General features: G+C 67.2%; 23 protein-coding genes, 1 tRNA gene and 1 pseudogene. 7 read left to right on the top strand and 18 right to left on the bottom strand.

From position 1 onward, the window contains the following. Positions 1-38: 38 nt before the first annotated feature. On the bottom strand, positions 39-404 hold the full coding sequence (locus MKK67_RS06350) for an NADH-quinone oxidoreductase subunit A (protein WP_007560754.1): 366 nt from the start codon (positions 402-404) through the stop codon (positions 39-41). 342 nt (positions 405-746) lie between these two features. Between MKK67_RS06350 and MKK67_RS06345 the strand changes: the two genes are divergently transcribed. Next, positions 747-823 (top strand) — tRNA-Asp (locus MKK67_RS06345). Between the two features lie 63 nt (positions 824-886). On the opposite strand, the gene MKK67_RS06340 is transcribed toward MKK67_RS06345, so the two are convergent. The 9 genes and pseudogenes from MKK67_RS06340 to MKK67_RS06300 all read right to left on the bottom strand — a co-directional run bounded on the left by MKK67_RS06340 (position 887) and on the right by MKK67_RS06300 (position 4,974). Further along, complete coding sequence (locus tag MKK67_RS06340) at positions 887-2,041, bottom strand: hypothetical protein (RefSeq protein ID WP_243962880.1); 1,155 nt, start codon at positions 2,039-2,041, stop codon at positions 887-889. Next, the gene (locus MKK67_RS06335) at positions 2,004-2,321 is read right to left on the bottom strand and encodes a hypothetical protein (protein WP_243962879.1); all 318 of its coding nucleotides are present in this window, start codon (positions 2,319-2,321) and stop codon (positions 2,004-2,006) included. Before MKK67_RS06335 ends, MKK67_RS06340 begins: the two co-directional genes overlap by 38 nt. 1 nt (position 2,322) lies before the next feature. Further along, entirely contained in the window at positions 2,323-2,571 is a 249-nt protein-coding gene (locus MKK67_RS06330) for a hypothetical protein (RefSeq protein ID WP_243962878.1), read from the bottom strand. Continuing rightward, positions 2,568-2,843 (bottom strand): hypothetical protein, encoded by a 276-nt coding sequence (locus MKK67_RS06325; RefSeq protein ID WP_243962877.1) that lies wholly within the window; start codon positions 2,841-2,843, stop codon positions 2,568-2,570. The genes MKK67_RS06330 and MKK67_RS06325 overlap by 4 nt, the downstream gene beginning before the upstream one ends. Further along, positions 2,836-3,147 (bottom strand): hypothetical protein, encoded by a 312-nt coding sequence (locus MKK67_RS06320; protein WP_243962875.1) that lies wholly within the window; start codon positions 3,145-3,147, stop codon positions 2,836-2,838. Before MKK67_RS06320 ends, MKK67_RS06325 begins: the two co-directional genes overlap by 8 nt. Positions 3,148-3,370: 223 nt before the next feature. Further along, positions 3,371-3,736: a hypothetical protein gene (locus tag MKK67_RS06315; RefSeq protein WP_243962874.1), complete on the bottom strand. Its 366-nt coding sequence runs from the start codon at positions 3,734-3,736 to the stop codon at positions 3,371-3,373. A gap of 2 nt (positions 3,737-3,738) precedes the next feature. Beyond that, positions 3,739-3,843 (bottom strand): annotated as a pseudogene (locus MKK67_RS06310) (GapR family DNA-binding domain-containing protein); the annotation flags it as partial. 91 nt (positions 3,844-3,934) lie between these two features. Next, positions 3,935-4,609: a hypothetical protein gene (locus MKK67_RS06305; protein ID WP_243962873.1), complete on the bottom strand. Its 675-nt coding sequence runs from the start codon at positions 4,607-4,609 to the stop codon at positions 3,935-3,937. Then, positions 4,606-4,974 carry a hypothetical protein gene (locus MKK67_RS06300; protein WP_243962872.1) on the bottom strand — a complete coding sequence of 123 codons (369 nt, stop codon included), beginning with the start codon at positions 4,972-4,974 and terminating at the stop codon, positions 4,606-4,608. The genes MKK67_RS06305 and MKK67_RS06300 overlap by 4 nt, the downstream gene beginning before the upstream one ends. A gap of 199 nt (positions 4,975-5,173) precedes the next feature. Between MKK67_RS06300 and MKK67_RS06295 the strand changes: the two genes are divergently transcribed. Continuing rightward, positions 5,174-5,497, top strand: coding sequence for a hypothetical protein (locus MKK67_RS06295; protein WP_243962871.1), 324 nt, complete (start codon positions 5,174-5,176; stop codon positions 5,495-5,497). Between the two features lie 71 nt (positions 5,498-5,568). Here the strand turns inward: MKK67_RS06295 and MKK67_RS06290 are convergent, their stop codons facing one another. Genes MKK67_RS06290 through MKK67_RS06270 form a run of 5 tightly spaced genes read right to left on the bottom strand, consistent with a single transcriptional unit; the run spans position 5,569 to position 7,486 of the window. Beyond that, on the bottom strand, positions 5,569-5,796 hold the full coding sequence (locus MKK67_RS06290; RefSeq protein ID WP_243962869.1) for a hypothetical protein: 228 nt from the start codon (positions 5,794-5,796) through the stop codon (positions 5,569-5,571). Continuing rightward, positions 5,796-6,116: a hypothetical protein gene (locus MKK67_RS06285; protein WP_243962868.1), complete on the bottom strand. Its 321-nt coding sequence runs from the start codon at positions 6,114-6,116 to the stop codon at positions 5,796-5,798. The genes MKK67_RS06290 and MKK67_RS06285 overlap by 1 nt, the downstream gene beginning before the upstream one ends. Further along, a complete protein-coding gene (locus MKK67_RS06280; protein ID WP_243962866.1) occupies positions 6,113-6,481 on the bottom strand; it encodes a hypothetical protein in 369 nt (122 codons plus the stop codon). Before MKK67_RS06280 ends, MKK67_RS06285 begins: the two co-directional genes overlap by 4 nt. Beyond that, complete coding sequence (locus MKK67_RS06275; protein ID WP_243962864.1) at positions 6,478-6,645, bottom strand: hypothetical protein; 168 nt, start codon at positions 6,643-6,645, stop codon at positions 6,478-6,480. The genes MKK67_RS06280 and MKK67_RS06275 overlap by 4 nt, the downstream gene beginning before the upstream one ends. 46 nt (positions 6,646-6,691) lie before the next feature. Beyond that, the gene (locus MKK67_RS06270) at positions 6,692-7,486 is read right to left on the bottom strand and encodes a hypothetical protein (RefSeq protein ID WP_243962862.1); all 795 of its coding nucleotides are present in this window, start codon (positions 7,484-7,486) and stop codon (positions 6,692-6,694) included. Positions 7,487-7,690: 204 nt separating this feature from the next. Here MKK67_RS06270 and MKK67_RS06265 point away from each other — a divergent pair, with 204 nt between their 5' ends. The 5 genes from MKK67_RS06265 (at position 7,691) to MKK67_RS06245 (ending at position 11,296) form a co-directional block, all read left to right on the top strand. Beyond that, positions 7,691-8,599, top strand: coding sequence for an MT-A70 family methyltransferase (locus MKK67_RS06265; RefSeq protein WP_243962860.1), 909 nt, complete (start codon positions 7,691-7,693; stop codon positions 8,597-8,599). Further along, complete coding sequence (locus tag MKK67_RS06260) at positions 8,596-8,760, top strand: hypothetical protein (protein WP_243962858.1); 165 nt, start codon at positions 8,596-8,598, stop codon at positions 8,758-8,760. Before MKK67_RS06265 ends, MKK67_RS06260 begins: the two co-directional genes overlap by 4 nt. After that, positions 8,757-9,353, top strand: a complete 597-nt coding sequence (locus tag MKK67_RS06255) for a hypothetical protein (RefSeq protein WP_243962856.1) — start codon at positions 8,757-8,759, stop codon at positions 9,351-9,353. The genes MKK67_RS06260 and MKK67_RS06255 overlap by 4 nt, the downstream gene beginning before the upstream one ends. 64 nt (positions 9,354-9,417) lie before the next feature. Next, the gene (locus MKK67_RS06250) at positions 9,418-9,825 is read left to right on the top strand and encodes a MucR family transcriptional regulator (protein ID WP_243962855.1); all 408 of its coding nucleotides are present in this window, start codon (positions 9,418-9,420) and stop codon (positions 9,823-9,825) included. Between the two features lie 4 nt (positions 9,826-9,829). After that, positions 9,830-11,296: an AAA family ATPase gene (locus MKK67_RS06245; protein ID WP_243962854.1), complete on the top strand. Its 1,467-nt coding sequence runs from the start codon at positions 9,830-9,832 to the stop codon at positions 11,294-11,296. 56 nt (positions 11,297-11,352) lie between these two features. Here the strand turns inward: MKK67_RS06245 and MKK67_RS06240 are convergent, their stop codons facing one another. From MKK67_RS06240 to MKK67_RS06235, 3 genes are all read right to left on the bottom strand, one after another. Further along, positions 11,353-12,216, bottom strand: a complete 864-nt coding sequence (locus MKK67_RS06240; RefSeq protein WP_243962853.1) for a sugar transferase — start codon at positions 12,214-12,216, stop codon at positions 11,353-11,355. A gap of 14 nt (positions 12,217-12,230) precedes the next feature. Further along, complete coding sequence (locus MKK67_RS32850) at positions 12,231-12,521, bottom strand: PadR family transcriptional regulator (RefSeq protein WP_409568372.1); 291 nt, start codon at positions 12,519-12,521, stop codon at positions 12,231-12,233. Positions 12,522-13,774: 1,253 nt separating this feature from the next. Further along, a partial coding sequence (locus MKK67_RS06235; RefSeq protein ID WP_243962852.1) for a methyl-accepting chemotaxis protein occupies positions 13,775-14,888 on the bottom strand: 1,114 nt, incomplete at its 5' end.

The following is a 14,888-nucleotide window of genomic DNA, read 5'->3' as shown; positions in this document are numbered from 1 at the left end:
CGACTCGGAATGCGGTGCGGGCAGGCTGCTGTTGCGAATCAATCCCACTCGAGGGCGCCCTTGCGCCACTCGTAGACGAAACCGACCGTCAGCACGCCCAGGAAGACGATCATCGACCAGAAGCCGAACCAGCCAAGGTCTCCGAAGGTGATCGCCCACGGGAACAGGAACGCGACCTCGAGATCGAAGATGATGAACAGGATCGCCACGAGGTAGAACCGCACGTCGAACTTCATGCGGGCATCGTCGAAAGCATTGAAGCCGCACTCGTAGGCCGAGAGCTTCTCCGGATCCGGGCTCTTGAAGGCGACCAGGAAGGGCACGACCAGCAGCGCGGTGGCGATGAACAGAGCAACGCCGATGAACACGATGAGCGGAAGATAGTCCGCCAACAATCCGGTCATGCCAGGGCCTCGCGAGAGCGTCTCGTATCGACGTGGGAAACCGCGGTGCGCCGCCGAACCGGATTCGCCCGTGGAATTGTTCTTATGCCAGGATGCGCGCGGCCGGAGGCTTAGTCGAGCCGCCGATCCGTGACAATGGCTTGCCGCGTCGCACAACGTGCACGGTCTGTCTTGTGTAGGGATGTGGGAGCACGCGGCAGCCCTGCAACACGACGCAAGCGCGCAGCCCCTCCAGCCGGCCTTGGCGCAAAACCGTCACGGACACGCTTGACAGTCCCCGACGTGGACCATACACCCCGCCCCGTCGCCGGGCGAAACGCCCCTTCGAGGCGACCACGCCGTGCGGGCGTAGCTCAGTTGGTTAGAGTGCCGGCCTGTCACGCCGGAGGTCGCGGGTTCGAGTCCCGTCGCCCGCGCCACTTCCATCAGATACTTAGCCTAATTTCGTCGAGCGCCGTTCAACTCGCGTTCGTTCGGGCCGTTCAACTTTTCGCACTTGATCTGTTCTGCCGCGCCCTCTTCCGCGCCACTAAACGCGCGCGGTCGACGGCCTGCACCGCATCGAGATCTACGGGCTGATAGGTCCGCTCCAGTTCGGCATTGGCGGCGATCGAGTTGGCCAGCTTGGCTCCCAGGTGCTCCCGTGACGCACCCCCTGCCCTCGCCTCGATTGCGACCGAACGGCGGATGTCGAGCATCTGCCGCGTCTCCTTCGGATCAACCAGCCGGCGCAGGTCACGGAAATCCTCGGCCAGCGAGTTCTTGCGGTAAGGTGCACCCTCGCGCGTCCGGAACAGCGGCGTGGATGGTAACGGCCGCAAGCCGAGCTGATCGAGGTAGGCCCGCATCAGCACGGCCGACCGCCGCGAGAGCGTACCGATCGCCGCCTGCCCCGTCTTGGCCCGCCCGACCTTGAAGGCGCCGAACCGTCCGGCGCGCACCAGTTGGCCGACGGTCAGCGATCGCGCGTCAACCGGAGAGAAGGCGGTGTCCCACATGATCGACACCAGGCAGGCCAATCCGCGGTAGCCCTCGTGCCAGGCGCGGTGGATGATCCGCCGGAGCTCGTGCTCCTGCCAGACTGCGGAGCGGCTCTTCGGGGTGACGCGCCGTACGCCGAGCGAGGGGTCGGCGCCACGTGCGCAATAGAACGGCCGACCTCCACTCATGGCAGCCGCCACGACCCACAGCGCGCGCCAGATCTTCATCGCGCGGTGCGCCTCGCGGACGCCGGCCGTCTCGATCAGGTCGGCATACCAGGTGTCGATTAGATCGTAGTCGATCGTATGCGGAGCGACGTCACCGAAGATCGCTGCGATGTAGCGCCAGCCGCGTTCCCAGTCCTCACGGGTCCGGGCCTGCTTGCGCTTCCAGCCCTCTGTCGCCCGGTACCGCTCGTAGGCTTCGCCGAGCGACCCGCGGGGCCACTTGGGCTTCTCAGCCGCCTTTGCACCGATGCGGTGGGCCTGCCAACGTTCGTTCCACTGTTTCGCGTCGCGCCATGCGTCAGGACCGTCCGGCCCGAGCGCCATCAGTGAGAAGCCCGCAGCCTTCATCTTCGGTGTCGGACACCAGTAGGCGAGCCGCTTACCGTGGCGCTCACGGACGACGAGGTAGGGTATCTTCACGGTGCCCACCTGATCGTCTCTCCGTGAGTCGCTGTCTTGCGACCGAAGCGTCCCGCGCTTCGCTGGAGGCTGTCAATTCGGGGAAGAGATCGGGGTGGCGACGGCGGCGCCAGCGGTCGATCGCCTCGATGCAGTAGTGGCCCGACGTCGGGTCCGCTGACGGAAAGCCACGCCGGCGCAGCTCGGGCAGCGCCGACTCGAACTCGCGCACGCCGGCGAACCCCATGCGCGACGCCACCTTCGCCACAGGCACGTCGCCGATCTCGGGGATGAGTTGCGGCCGTCCCATCTCAAGCGCCCTCCCCCGCCTTGGCGCGTGCCCGGGCCACCAGCGCCCGCACGTCCGGCCAGTTTCGTCGATCGGCCCACTTCGCCCAGCGCGTGCCAGCGTCCCGGTGGAGCTGGCGGATCTCCGTGATCAGCTCGTCCGCCGGCGAGGCCAGCAGGCGGGCGGCGCGCTCGGCCGTCCAGGCGGCCGCATCGCGCACACCATCGGCATAACCGGCCGCATAGTCGTCGCTCTCGGGGCGGGCGGTCATCGGCCGGGCCTCCCGAAGCGCAGGCCTTCGAGGCGCGCGACCTCAGCCCGCAAGAGCGTCAACCGCTCGGCCTGCAGCTGGCGCGCATAGTTCTCCGCGGCCCAGCGCTGCCGGTGCCACCCACAGCCCTCCCCCGTGGCGCGATAGGCGAACGGCCCGAAGGTGACGGTATCGCCCTCTATCCGACCCCAGGCCTCCAGGATCTCGCCCTGGGCCAGCGGATCGAGCGTGATGAACACGCGGACGAGCGGCGGATACTGATCGTCAGCCATGACCAGCCTTCACGGCATCACGCTCGGCGCGCTCCGCTTCCTTCGCGGCACGAGCAGCCTTCGCTTCAGCGATCACGGCCGTCAGCGTCTCACCGGCATGCCGGCGCCAGTCCGCACCGTGCTCCAGGACGAGCGTCACCAGCCAGTGGAGGATGAAGGCCTGTTCGTCCTCGCACTTGGACCGGATCTCAGCCCGGCCGGCGTCACGGAAGGCGTGCGCCATCGGCCCCGTCCGGAAGTTCGGCATGCCGAGGACCTCGATCAGATCGGCGGTCAGCTCGCGGGGGAACACCAGGTCAGCCATCGATCGCCTCCGTAGGCTTCGGAAAGGTGCGCATCGTGCCATCACCGGCGGCCTTCAGGATGCCTGCAGCCAGCTTGCGGGCCTCCGGACGATCCATGGCAAAGCGCGCGGTGATGGGCTTGCCCTGGAGCGTGAAGGCGATCGCGAGCTCGACGCCCTCGGACGTGTTGAGGGCGTCGATCGTCCAGTCGGCGCCGTCGGGTTGGGACGAGGCGGATTGCGGTCATGCGGCGGTCCTTCCGTAGCTGGCTTGCAGGGCAGCCCAGGCACGATCCCGGGCCGCCTCGATGCGCTTGGCGGCACGATCGAGACGCTGTTGTTCGACGCGCTTCGCCTCGCGCACGGCGAATTGATCGACGAAGGTCGAGGAGAGCGACGATATCTCGATCGGCGCGCAGGCCGCGACGTAGTCTGTGAAGGCCTCCAGCTCCCGCTCGCGTGCATCCAGCGCGCGTCGTGAAAGCACGGCCCACCGCGCGCCCCACAGATCAGCGGGGCGCAAGCCGAAGGATAGCCGTTCCTTGAGCAGCTGCAGCAGCTCCTCGCGGTCGAGATCGTCGAGGGCGATCGGGGGCGGGGCGGCGGCCATCACTACGCCATGCCGAGCGCTTGCAGGTACAGCTCCAAGATCGCCTCCTGCTCCTGGCGCTCGCTGTGATCCTGCTTGCGGATCCGGATGATCGTGCGCATGATCTTCGCCATGCGGAAGACCTGGTGGCGCGCATCGGGGGCTTTGCGGGCGGCGTGGACGAGGGACGGGGCTGGCATCGGCGAAACTCCTCAGGCGCTACAGGGGACGGGTGACGGGTGATGCGGAGCCCTCCGGGGGGGGGGCTCGACGCTTGGCTGTGGCCTTGGTTTTCGCCTTGGCTTTTCTCGGCCGCGGCTCGGCCAAGGCGATCTCTTCAGGCGTCGGCGCACGCCAGGTCTGCGACCACTCCGGCCCGAACAGGCCGTCGTTGCCCGGCGCGATCAGGCGCAGGGCGATCGCGCGTTCGGCCGCCGCCGTGCGCACGCGCCGGCCGGACGGCGCCAGACGGTAGCCTCGAATGCCGTCCGGACTGACGGTCGACACCATCACGGCGCCGGCGGCGAGCTCGGCGAGCAGCTGCAGCACCGGCTTTGCGGTCCGCTTCTTGGGCAGGACGACGATCGCCGGCTCGGCCGACACGGGCCGCGGCGCCTCCGGCTCGCTGGCGCCGTTCCACTCGGCGTCCGCCGCCGTCCAGGATTGGCGACGCGCCTCAGCCCGCACCTGCAGCTCGACCTCGGCGATCCAGCCCTCGATCCGGGCGGCGACGTCCCGCCCGGGCGGGACCAAGTATGTCCAGGCCTCAGCCGCGGCCTGCAGGCGCGGGAACGTCCGGCGCAGCCCGACCACCAGCCAGAACTGGCGCGGCAGGCTCACCAAAAAGCCGCAGGCGTCCTCAGCGACCCCGATCGGGACGGGGGTCGCCTTCAAAGGGCTGCTCCATCCATTGAACGCCGGCCGGTGAGCACACCGCGGCGGAACAGGTGCACCATCTGGTAGAGGATGCGGTGCGCGTGATCCTCGCGGATGAGCCTGAGCTCTGACCAGGTGAGGCCGCTCAGGACTCCGACGGCCTCGGTGGCATCGAAGCCGCCGCGCTCCGAGATCCGCTCGATCGTCTGTTCGTGGTTGCTCTGGCACCTGGCGCGTGCGGACTGCGCGTTGAATAGCTCCCACGGCACCCGGTCCACCACCACGGTGCGCGGGGCCTTGCGCACTTGGTCCTGCATCGCTGTGCTGAGCATGATCCGCATAGTGCGGCCGGATTCGCACGGGGGCTTGCTGACCTCAGCCACGGGCGCCTCCCGTTGCTACGATCGGATCCCGCATCGATACATCCGCCAAGACAACCCTAAGATGCATACTGAGGGCCAGCATACACCTCTGTATTGTATAGACAGAAAGAAATCGCGAATATTGCGCAGTATTCACACCTGCGTATCTTCCGGAGACTGAGGCATACGTGCGCTCGATTGAATTTAGGAGCGCACACTGATGATCACGGAACGCCCTGACGACGTTGCAAGCTGTGGTGAGGCAACCACTGCCGCGGCGCAGGAGGCGAATGGCGTGGCGTTTCTTCTCGCCAGCGCAGCTTTCCTGACGCTCGCCGGGGCTCATCTGCGTCTTGAGGGATCGGACGGTCTCGCCCTAATGGACGCAATCGAGGACCAAATCACGGAAGCGCTGGACAGTTTCGCCGCTGAGCACTCGAACGACGTGGCACGCCCCGACATCGTTCTGCATGCGATGCGCAAGGTTCGCGTCTTGCTCGACGCTGGACGGTCGATGGCCCCTGAGGGACGTGTCCTTCAGTGACGCGATCTGCGTGCCGGTGTCAGTCGCCGCCTTGATCATCTCGCCCGTGATGGTGCTGGAGCCGGCCATGCTCACCGCTCCTTCCGCTCGACCCGGAACGAGAAGGTCTTCGCCTGGTCGTCCGCACCCATGAGCAGGACGAACGACCCCGTACCGTCGACCTCCTCGACGGGCATCTCCAGGGATCCGCCGAGGCGGTTGACCAGCGCGATGATCAGCTGGCCCTTCATCGCCTCGATGCGCTGCTGGGCTTGGTAGTCCAGGTTGGCGATGCCGTAGGGGCGCTTCTTCTCGGCCATCAACGGGGCTCCTCGACTGGCTTCACGGTCAGCACCACGTCGCAGCCGACGGCCGTCTTCAGCTGCTCGGCGAACTGCTCGATGCGGGCGGCGATCGCGTCGGGCTGGCCCGGATCCGGGACGGTGATCTCGGCGGACAGCTGCGGGATGTTCCACAGCGCCTTCGGGACCCGGACCTCGACGCGCATGGCGCGCTCGTCGGGCGATAGGCGCGGCGACTCGCGATTGAGGCGGACGTTGCCGTCCTGATCGAAGGTCAGCCAGAGCGAGTAGAAGATCTCGGTCGGAGTGGACCGGTGGTGCTTGCCGGAGGCGCTCATGCCAGCACCCCAAACAGATCAGGGGTCGCGAGCTTGCCCGCAGTCGCCACGGCCGGCCGCACACCGTGCTCGGCCAGCGCCCGCAGGTCCGGGATCATCTCCGCTTCGATCTCGGCCCTCGTGTATTCCCAGCCCGGCAGGCAGGCGTGGGAATAGCGATCGTTGACCTGGAGGAAGCCGGGGAGGCTCGCCCAGGTGATGTGGCGCTCGCCCCGCCGGGGATTGCTGAAGTCGAGGAAAGCGACGCTGCGCTCGCCCATAGTGGCGGGATCAGCGAGGGCCGCGGCCAGAGCCTCGGCGGCGATTGCCGCGGCTTCGCGTTCCTGTCTGGTCGGCGGCGGGAGCTTGGGCGGGCGCTTGCTCACAGCTCGTACCCCTGCAGGTCGTGGTAGGCCCGGATCATCTGGACGAAGTCGCCGGACTCGATCGCCTTCTGTCCGCGCTCGACCGCTGCCTCCATCAGGGCGGCGGCGATGAAGCCCATCTCGACCTGGCGGTACTGTCCGGCGATCTTGGTGACGCGGACCATCTCGCGGGGGAGCGCAGCGGCGAGGGTGTCGGTGGCGGGCGGTCGGTCATGCCGCGAGATCCCGGATCTGCGGGCGCCGGGGCGTCGGCGGGAACTGCAGGCGCATCCGCCTCGCCTCGGTCGAAACCGCCGCGAGGGGGCGGTTGATCTCCTCGCAGACGACGTCCAGCGTCTGCCCGGCCGCGAACACGCGCAGAAGCACGGCGCGCTCTGCATCCGTCCAACGCTGGCGTTGCTTGAGCCCGAGCTTGCTCGCCATAGTGGCGATGCCCTGGATGCCGCGCCCCATCTCCGCGGCGATCTCCCGGACTGGGCGTTTCTCGGCGTAGCGCTGGCGCAGGAGCGCGAATTCAGCCTCGCTCCAGGGATCGGTGGCGCGGTTCACGCCCATCTTGTGGGCGAGGCGGACGATCGAGGTCAGGCCACGGTCGAACCCCTTGGCCTCCAACTCGCGGCGAATGGCGTCGAAGGTGCGCTCGGCGTCGAGGCCGGCGCGCACGATCGCCTTCTCAGGCTGCGTCCAGACCTGAGTGCGCTGCCCCGCCACGCCCAGCGCGATCGCCCGCATCTGGATCGCGCCGCGGTTGCGCCGGAAGCCGGCCCTCGCGAGCTTCAGGCGGATCGCAGTGATCAGCTCGCCGGCCTCGTAAGCTTCCCGCAGGATGGCATCCTCGGGCGCGGTCCACAGCGGCGCCGCCCGGACGCTGGTCAGGCCGAGCGCCTGGGCATGTTGAGAGATCGAGCCCAGCGAGCGCGACTTGAACCCTGCTGCGATCAGCTCGGCCCGAACGACCGCGAGCGTCGACTGGCGTCCGTACCCGAACGACGTCTGGTACTGCACGCCGTGCGTCCCGCCCGAGCTGCGCCTGCCCACCGAGCCCGGCTACGCCGCCCCTACGGCCATGCCCAACGTCCCGGCGATCGCCGCCATCGTGGCAACCCCGGCCGCCGACCTCCTGTCGGGCCTTTTCCCCGCATGACGTCCGGGCGCGCCATGCCGCGCGCCGCCTCCACTCGTAATCCGCCACCCCTCCAGGGCTCGTTGATGCGTCGCGTCGAGAAGCTGTTCCGTCCGAGCGAGGTCTACGCGATGGGGCTGTCCCTCCTGGCGCGGGAGCAGGCGGCGGCACACGAGCGCATGCTCGCCGCCGCGGCCCGGGGCGGTCGGATCAGCCCGCTGAAACCCGCCAAGCCCGGCGCAAGGCCCGCGAAAATTTCGCGAGCCTTGGCGGACAGGACTTTCGATCGGATCGCCGCCCACTGGGGCATCTCCGGCCGCCAGCTGGAGAAGATCCGGGACGTGTGCGAGGCCGCCGAGGCCGATCCGGATCGCTTCGGCGCGCTGCTGGAGGAGATGGATCGGACCGGCAAGGTCAACGGCCCGCACACCAAGCTCCTGCGCCTGCGCGACGAGATCCGGATCCTGGACCTCGCCCCGGTCGTCGGCCGCTTCCGCACCCTCGTCCTCGATCCGCCCTGGCAGGAGGACAACATCTCCGAATCCTGCGGGCACGACTACGCCACCATGCCGATCGCCGAGATCGCCGCGGTGCCGGTCGAATCGTGGGCCGAGGAGGACTGCCACCTCTACCTCTGGGCGACGAACAACACCCTGCAGCTGGCCTTCGGCCTGCTCGCCGGGTGGGGCTTCCAGCACAAGACGGTGCACACCTGGACGAAGCCGGACCTCGGCTTCGGGCGCTACTTCCGGAACACCACCGAGCACGTGATCTTTGCCGTGCGCGGCGAGCTGCGCACCCGGGCAGCCGGGCGCTCGACCCGCACCGATCACGACTGGCCGGTGGGTGCCAACAGCGTGAAGCCGGAGGGCTTCTACGACCTGGTGCGAGCCTGCAGCTACCCGCCCTACGGCGAGGCCTTCCAGCGGCTCGCCCGGCCCGACTTCGCGAATCTGTACGCGGCCCCGGCCTCCATGAGCGAGGCCGCCGAATGATCGCGGCCACCGTCCTCATGGCGATCGCCGCCGTCGAATCCGAGGCGTTGCACCGGCGCGTCCGGAGCGGCGTCCCCGTCCCGCAGCTCGCGGTCCTGCACGCCGGCCGGTTCGCCGTCGCCGGCGCGCTGCTGGCCACGATGTGGATGCTCGGGCCATGAGCGCGAATCCGCACCGCCGCCGGCTCCTCGGCCTGTTCGCCAGCAAGGCCGGGTACGGCGCCGACGCGCAAGAACTGACCACCAAGGTCGGGTTCTACGCCCAGGCGCTCGCCGGCGAGCCGCCGTGGGCGATTGAGCGGGCCCGCCTACGGTTCCGTCAGCCTGGCTGGCGCTGCCTGTGGGACGGCAAGGGCTGCCCGTCCGACGCCGACGTGGTGGCCGAGTGCCGGTACGAAACCCTGCCGCTGGAGACCGAGCTCGCCAAGATCGAGGCGGTGCTCGGCGCCGAGCTCTACGACACCGGCGCCACCGACAACGACCGCGCCAACGCCGTCGCCCACTGGGAGACCGTGAAGGCCGAAATCCGGGGCGACTCCGCGGCGATCACCGAGCGAACCGAGGAGGAGATCTCCGAGGAGCGCTCATCGATGGCCCGGGCCAACGAACGCTTCCGGGAACGGGCTCGGCGGGAAGCCGAAGCCTCCGGACGCGGCCAGGCCATGTGGGGCCGCCTCCCCATCAGCGACGAGCTCGCCCGCCGCATTGGCCTGCGCGTGCCGATGCCGGCCGAGGACGAAGAGGAGGTGCACTGACCCGCGACCCGCCCCGACCGGCGGCGCGCCCGCCGGGATCTGTCAAACCCAACGGAGATATCCAATGTCCCGCACCAACGAACGCCTGATCACCCGCACGGCCGACCTCGCGGCCGCCTACGTCGCCCACAATCACGTCGCAGCCTCCGAGTTGCCGGCGCTGCTCACGACGCTCCACGGGGCGCTGTGCGGGCTGGGCCACGCGAACGCCGCCCACCGGCCAACCCCCGCCCAGATCCGCGCCTCGATCGGCCCGGACGCGCTGATCAGCTTCGAGGACGGCCGCCCCTACAAGACGCTGCGCCGGCACCTGACGATCCGCGGGATCACCCCGGAGACCTACCGGGCGAAGTGGGGCCTACCGCCGGACTACCCGCTCGTGTCGGCAGCCTACAGCGCGCGGCGTTCGGAGATCTCGAAGGCGATCCAGTTGGGCGGGTCGACCCGCCGGGTGCAGCAGGCGGCGGAGTGATTTGATGTCGACTTGGGATCGCAAGCCGCCGGGCAACCAGAGCCCCTACGAGAACATCGGCCGCGGTGGCGGGAAGATCATGCGGCCGGCCGAACAGGTCGAGCCGGAGCACGTGCAGGGCTGCGGGGATCGCAACTGCCCAATCTGCATGCCGAAAGGCGGACGCGGAGGCGGAGCGAAGATGGGTGGCGGCGGTGGCGCTTTCGGAGGCGACTACATCAGGCGCGAGATGGAGCGGGTGCTGGAGGCACAAATGCAAAGCGCGCTGCTCGGCGGTCCCTTAACGGTGACGTTCGACGGCGTGGACATCCGGGGTTTTGCTGGCGGCGGCGGAGGCGGTTCGTCCTCGCGCAGCAGCGGCGACCCCGCGCGGAGAAAGCTCGAAGCGGAAGAAAAGCGCCTCCGCGAGCCTGTCCAGAAGTACCTGCTCACCACCCGCCTCGGCGGGGCCTGGGATGACGTGGTCGGCAACGACACCGCCCGCACCCACCTGGTGGAGGCGATCGAGCATCCGATCCGGTACCGCGAGCTCTACGCCCACTACGCCAAGAAGCCGACGAAGGGCGTGCTGCTCTACGGTCCGCCCGGCTGTGGGAAGACGATGTTCGGCAAGGCGGCGGCGTCCGTGCTCGCCGAACTGCACGGCCGCAAGGACGGCGAGGCCTCGTTGCTGTCGATCAAGGGCCCGGAGATCCAGAGCCCCTACGTCGGTGTCACTGAGGAAATCATCCGGGCCGTGTTCGCCTACGCCCGGGCGTACAAGGCGCTTCACGGCTTCCCGCTGGTCGTGTTCATCGACGAGGCCGACGCGATCCTGCCGAGCCGGGACGGCAACGGCGGCAGGCGTGCTCTGCCCTGGGAGGAGTCGAACGTCGCGACCTTCCTGACCGAGATGGACGGGCTGGAGGACTCGGGTGCGCTCGTGATCCTGGCGACCAACCGTCCGGAGGCGATCGACGCGGCGATCCTGCGGGACGGGCGCTGCGACCGGAAGATCCGGGTCGAGCGGCCGAACCTGAAGGCCGCGGCGGGGATCCTGCAGCGAGCGCTACAGGACGTGCCGAAGGCGCCCGAGGTCGTGTCGACGGGCGAGCTCGCGCTGCAGGTAGCCTACGCCGTCTTTGCCCCCGAGCAGGTCGTCGCCCAACTCGCCACCGACGCCGGCGCTCGCTTCATCCGCCTCTCCGACATCGTCAACGGCGCCATGCTGGTCGGCATCGTCGAGCAGGCCAAGGGCAACGCCTTCCGCCGGGATCTCGCCGCCGGCGGCACGCCCTCGGGGCTCACGCGGGAGGATGTCGACCAGGCGGTGCTCTCTGTCGTCGCGCAGAACCGTGGGCTCAACCACGTCGGCGTCATCCAAGAGATGGCCGCGCGGAACGGCTTCAGCATCGCGAAGGTCGTTGCGGAAGGCGCGGCAATGCTGCGCTACACGGTCGACGAGAACGATCAAGTCGTCCGGATGCAGTAGTGCCGATCAACAGATAGATCTTTGGGCCGGAACAATAATTTACGGCCTACTCACTATCAACGGTATTCACGTTGAGACAAAATGTCGGGAACGGTTCGCAGCAGTATCTTGATATCGCTGCGAATGCTCCAGTTTCTGACATATTCTAAATCAAGGTCAACCCGCTCTTCGTAGCTCATGTTGGACGTGCCCTTGACCTGCCACAGACCAAACAGCCCAGGCTTAACCGAGAAGCAAGTTGAAAAATTCACTCCGTAGCGCTGGATTTCTTCTTCCACAATCGGGCGGGGTCCAACCATGCTCATTTCACCACGCCAAACATTTATAAACTGGGGAAGCTCATCAAGGCTTGTCTTGCGCAGCAATTTTCCAATGGCAGTTATTCGCGGATCATCTTTCAATCTGTAGGTTGCCATCCATTCGGCTCTGGCAACTGGATTTGCAGCCAGATGCGCGGCGAGGATAGCGTTACCATCAACGCGCATAGTCCGAAATTTGAAACATGAAAATCTACGGCCATCCTTACCAATTCTGCTATGCATAAACATAGGTGCGCGCCGATCTTCGATCCATATCGACGCCGCGATGGTTAGAAGCAGCGGGAACAGGAGAAAGATGGCGGTTCCGCCAAGCACAACGTCTAAAGCTCGTTTGGCCGTTATCTCCCAGGAAAAAAAAGAAGACGCAATACGGCCGGCCACAAGATTGTAGCCGAAAGCGGTCCATACCTTGGCTATATCTCCTGGAATTTCTTCCAAGTGACTGCGCCACTCCTCCGCATAACGCTCCTGAAGTTCAGCCGGCATCTTGCGGACAGCGCGGGCAACTAAACGGTCAACGATCATTGGGCGGAAAGCCTTAAACTCGTCGGCTAACACGCGACCGGCAACAGAAATGACGAGTGAGACAACGACTGCCACGACAGAGGAAGCGATTACGCCCACTTGAGACCCCCGACCCCGATCTGAAGCTCGTTGAGCGCCGATTGTGCTTTGCGCGCGCCTACCGCGGACAACCAATAAAAACGCCTCCTTGGCCGACCTAGCTCACGTGGCTCTCCAGCCTCCCATTTGCTTTCGAGCCAACCACAACCCTCCAATCTAATCAGGATTGGGTACAGGGTGCCTGAAGCGAGCTTCGTCGCATCTGCTATCTGAACTCCGGAGAGTTCCTTCGCAGAAGACGTGAGTAGGGCGCGCAACACCTTGAGCGTTTGCGCCGACATGCGTGGCTCGCCGTTCATAGTTGTAACTCTACATAGGGGTGGGACACCAGTCAATCAGTGATGATGCGGACCATTGCCGAGCTGCCACGGTTCCGTACCAGGGAACATGCTAGGAACGGTGAGCGGCGATGTGGGCCGCGCCACCGCGTTCGATGCTACCCCGCCAGGAAGGTCCACCACTCCCCGTAGGCCTCGGTCACACGCCCTCCTGGACGAGCGGCGACGTGCTCCTCTGGATGAAGCTCTGGCTGAACACGGGCCCGCGCAAGCCTGCCGGGCGAAGCGGGCTTTAGCGATCGATTACCGCTCGTGAGGCCTGCAGCGCGCGGCGGGCAGAGATCTCCAAGGCGATCGGGTGGGTGGGCCGATCGGCCGGGCGCGACAGGCGGCAGACTTGGCGGAATGACGTGTCCTGAGCAGCGCAAGTCCGTCTCTCTCGCTGCTCAGGACGGAGTTGAGATCGGTGTCAGCGGCTTCCTGCAGCGGGTTTCGACCCCGAACCTGCGTCGTTGGCGCCCGTGCTGTTCGTAGTCCCGGACCGGCTCATGTTTCCTGTCGACGGACCGCTGCCGTTCGCGCCCGGCGTAGAGCCGGACCCAGCATCGTTTGCCCCAGTGCTGTTCGCGGTCCCGGACCGGCTCGTCGGCGCAGAATTGTTATCGGCGGCGAGTGCCGCCGAGCCGGCCACCAGTAAGCCGGTGACGGCGAGCGTCATGACCTTCATCACGTATCTCCCTGTGCCCGGGCGATCGGATTTTAGAGGTTGCTGCCCGGTTCTACCGGAACGCTAGCTCAGCGCGGCTGTTCCTGCGCAGCGCTTCGCCCAGGATCCTCAGCGGCCGGTTTGCCCCAGCTGAAGGCCGTGAAGGCCGGGAGCGAACCTACGGTTTGGGTTTCTGCGTCGCCGGTGCCGATTGGTCGGTCTGCGGCTCGAGCTGCCCCGTGGTCGGCTTCGTGGGTGTGTTGTTCTGGGCTTGCTTATCGTCGCAGGCCGCAAGACTGAGGACGAGCAGAGCCAAGAGAGCCGGGATCCTGAGTTTCATCGTATCATCCTCCGCCCGCGTCGCGAGGCGGGCGAAGAACGCCGGGCGGATGTGTGCCGTTCCTGTCTGCTGTGACCGGCGGTGTCCGGCGTACGTTGAACCGGAGAACCAGCGAGCGGCGCTAGAGTCGCGCCGAAGCTGCGCTGGGTCGGAATAGCAGTACTCCGACCGGATGGCGTGTTAGCGACACGACACGCCAGCCCACCGGCCTCAGGCTGCACGCACGGTGGCGAGGAAGCGGTCGACCTCGGCCGCCAGATGCTCGGACTGACGGGATAGCTCCGAGGCAGCACCCAGCACCTGGGTAGCCGCCGCGCCTGTCTCCTCGGCCGCGCCCGCCACACCCGAGATGTTGTTGGTCACCTCACCCGTGCCGATGGCGGCCTGGGTCACATTGCGGACGATCTCCTGAGTCGCCGCGCCTTGTTCCTCCACAGCTGCCGCGATGCTCGTGGCGACGCCGCTGAGCTCCTGGATGCGACCGGTGATGCCCCCGATCGCGGTCACCGCTTGTCCGGTGGATGCCTGGATCCGAGCGATCTGACCGGAGATTTCCTGCGTGGCTTTAGCAGTCTGCTCCGCCAGCGCCTTCACCTCCGAAGCAACGACGGCGAAGCCACGGCCGGCCGCACCGGCCCGTGCCGCCTCGATGGTGGCGTTCAGAGCTAGCAAGTTGGTCTGGCCGGCAATCGACGAAATCAGCCCGACGACGTCGCCGATCCGACCGACTGCGCTGCTCAACTCCTGCACCAAGGCGCCGGTCTGATCAGCCTCGGCCACCGCCATCCGGGCGAGATCCGCCGAGCCGGCGACCTGCCGTCCGATCTCGTGGACGGATGAGCCCAGCTCCTCGGCAGCGGCTGCAACGGTGTTGACGTTTGAGGCGGCTTCCTCGGCGGCAGCCGCTACCGCGCCGGACTGTGCGGAGGTCTGCCCCGCCATGGCCGACATCGAACCGGCCGTGGCCTGCAGTTCGGTGGCGGAGGCGGACACCATCCCGATGACACCACCCACCGCGGCCTCGAAGCTATCGGCCATCTGGCGCATGCCCGCCTTGCGTTGCTCCTCCGCGGCGAGGCGCGCCTGGGCGGTCTCCACTTCGAGCTGGCGGGTGTGGATCAGGTTGTCCTTGAACACCTGCACCGCGGCCGCCATCGCGCCGATCTCGCTTCGCTCACCCGTATGCGGCACGTCGGTCGCCGTATCGCCATCCGCGACCTTGCTCATCGCGCCCGCCATCCTGCGGATCGGGACGGAGATCGTGGTCACGGACATCCAGCCGACCGCGAGAGTGATCGCAGCGACCAGGCCGAGGACGACCAAG

Origin of the sequence: Methylobacterium sp. J-072, from assembly GCF_022829425.1 — a bacterium.
Classification (GTDB): domain Bacteria; phylum Pseudomonadota; class Alphaproteobacteria; order Rhizobiales; family Beijerinckiaceae; genus Methylobacterium.
This window is presented reverse-complemented; position numbering and strand designations above follow the sequence as displayed.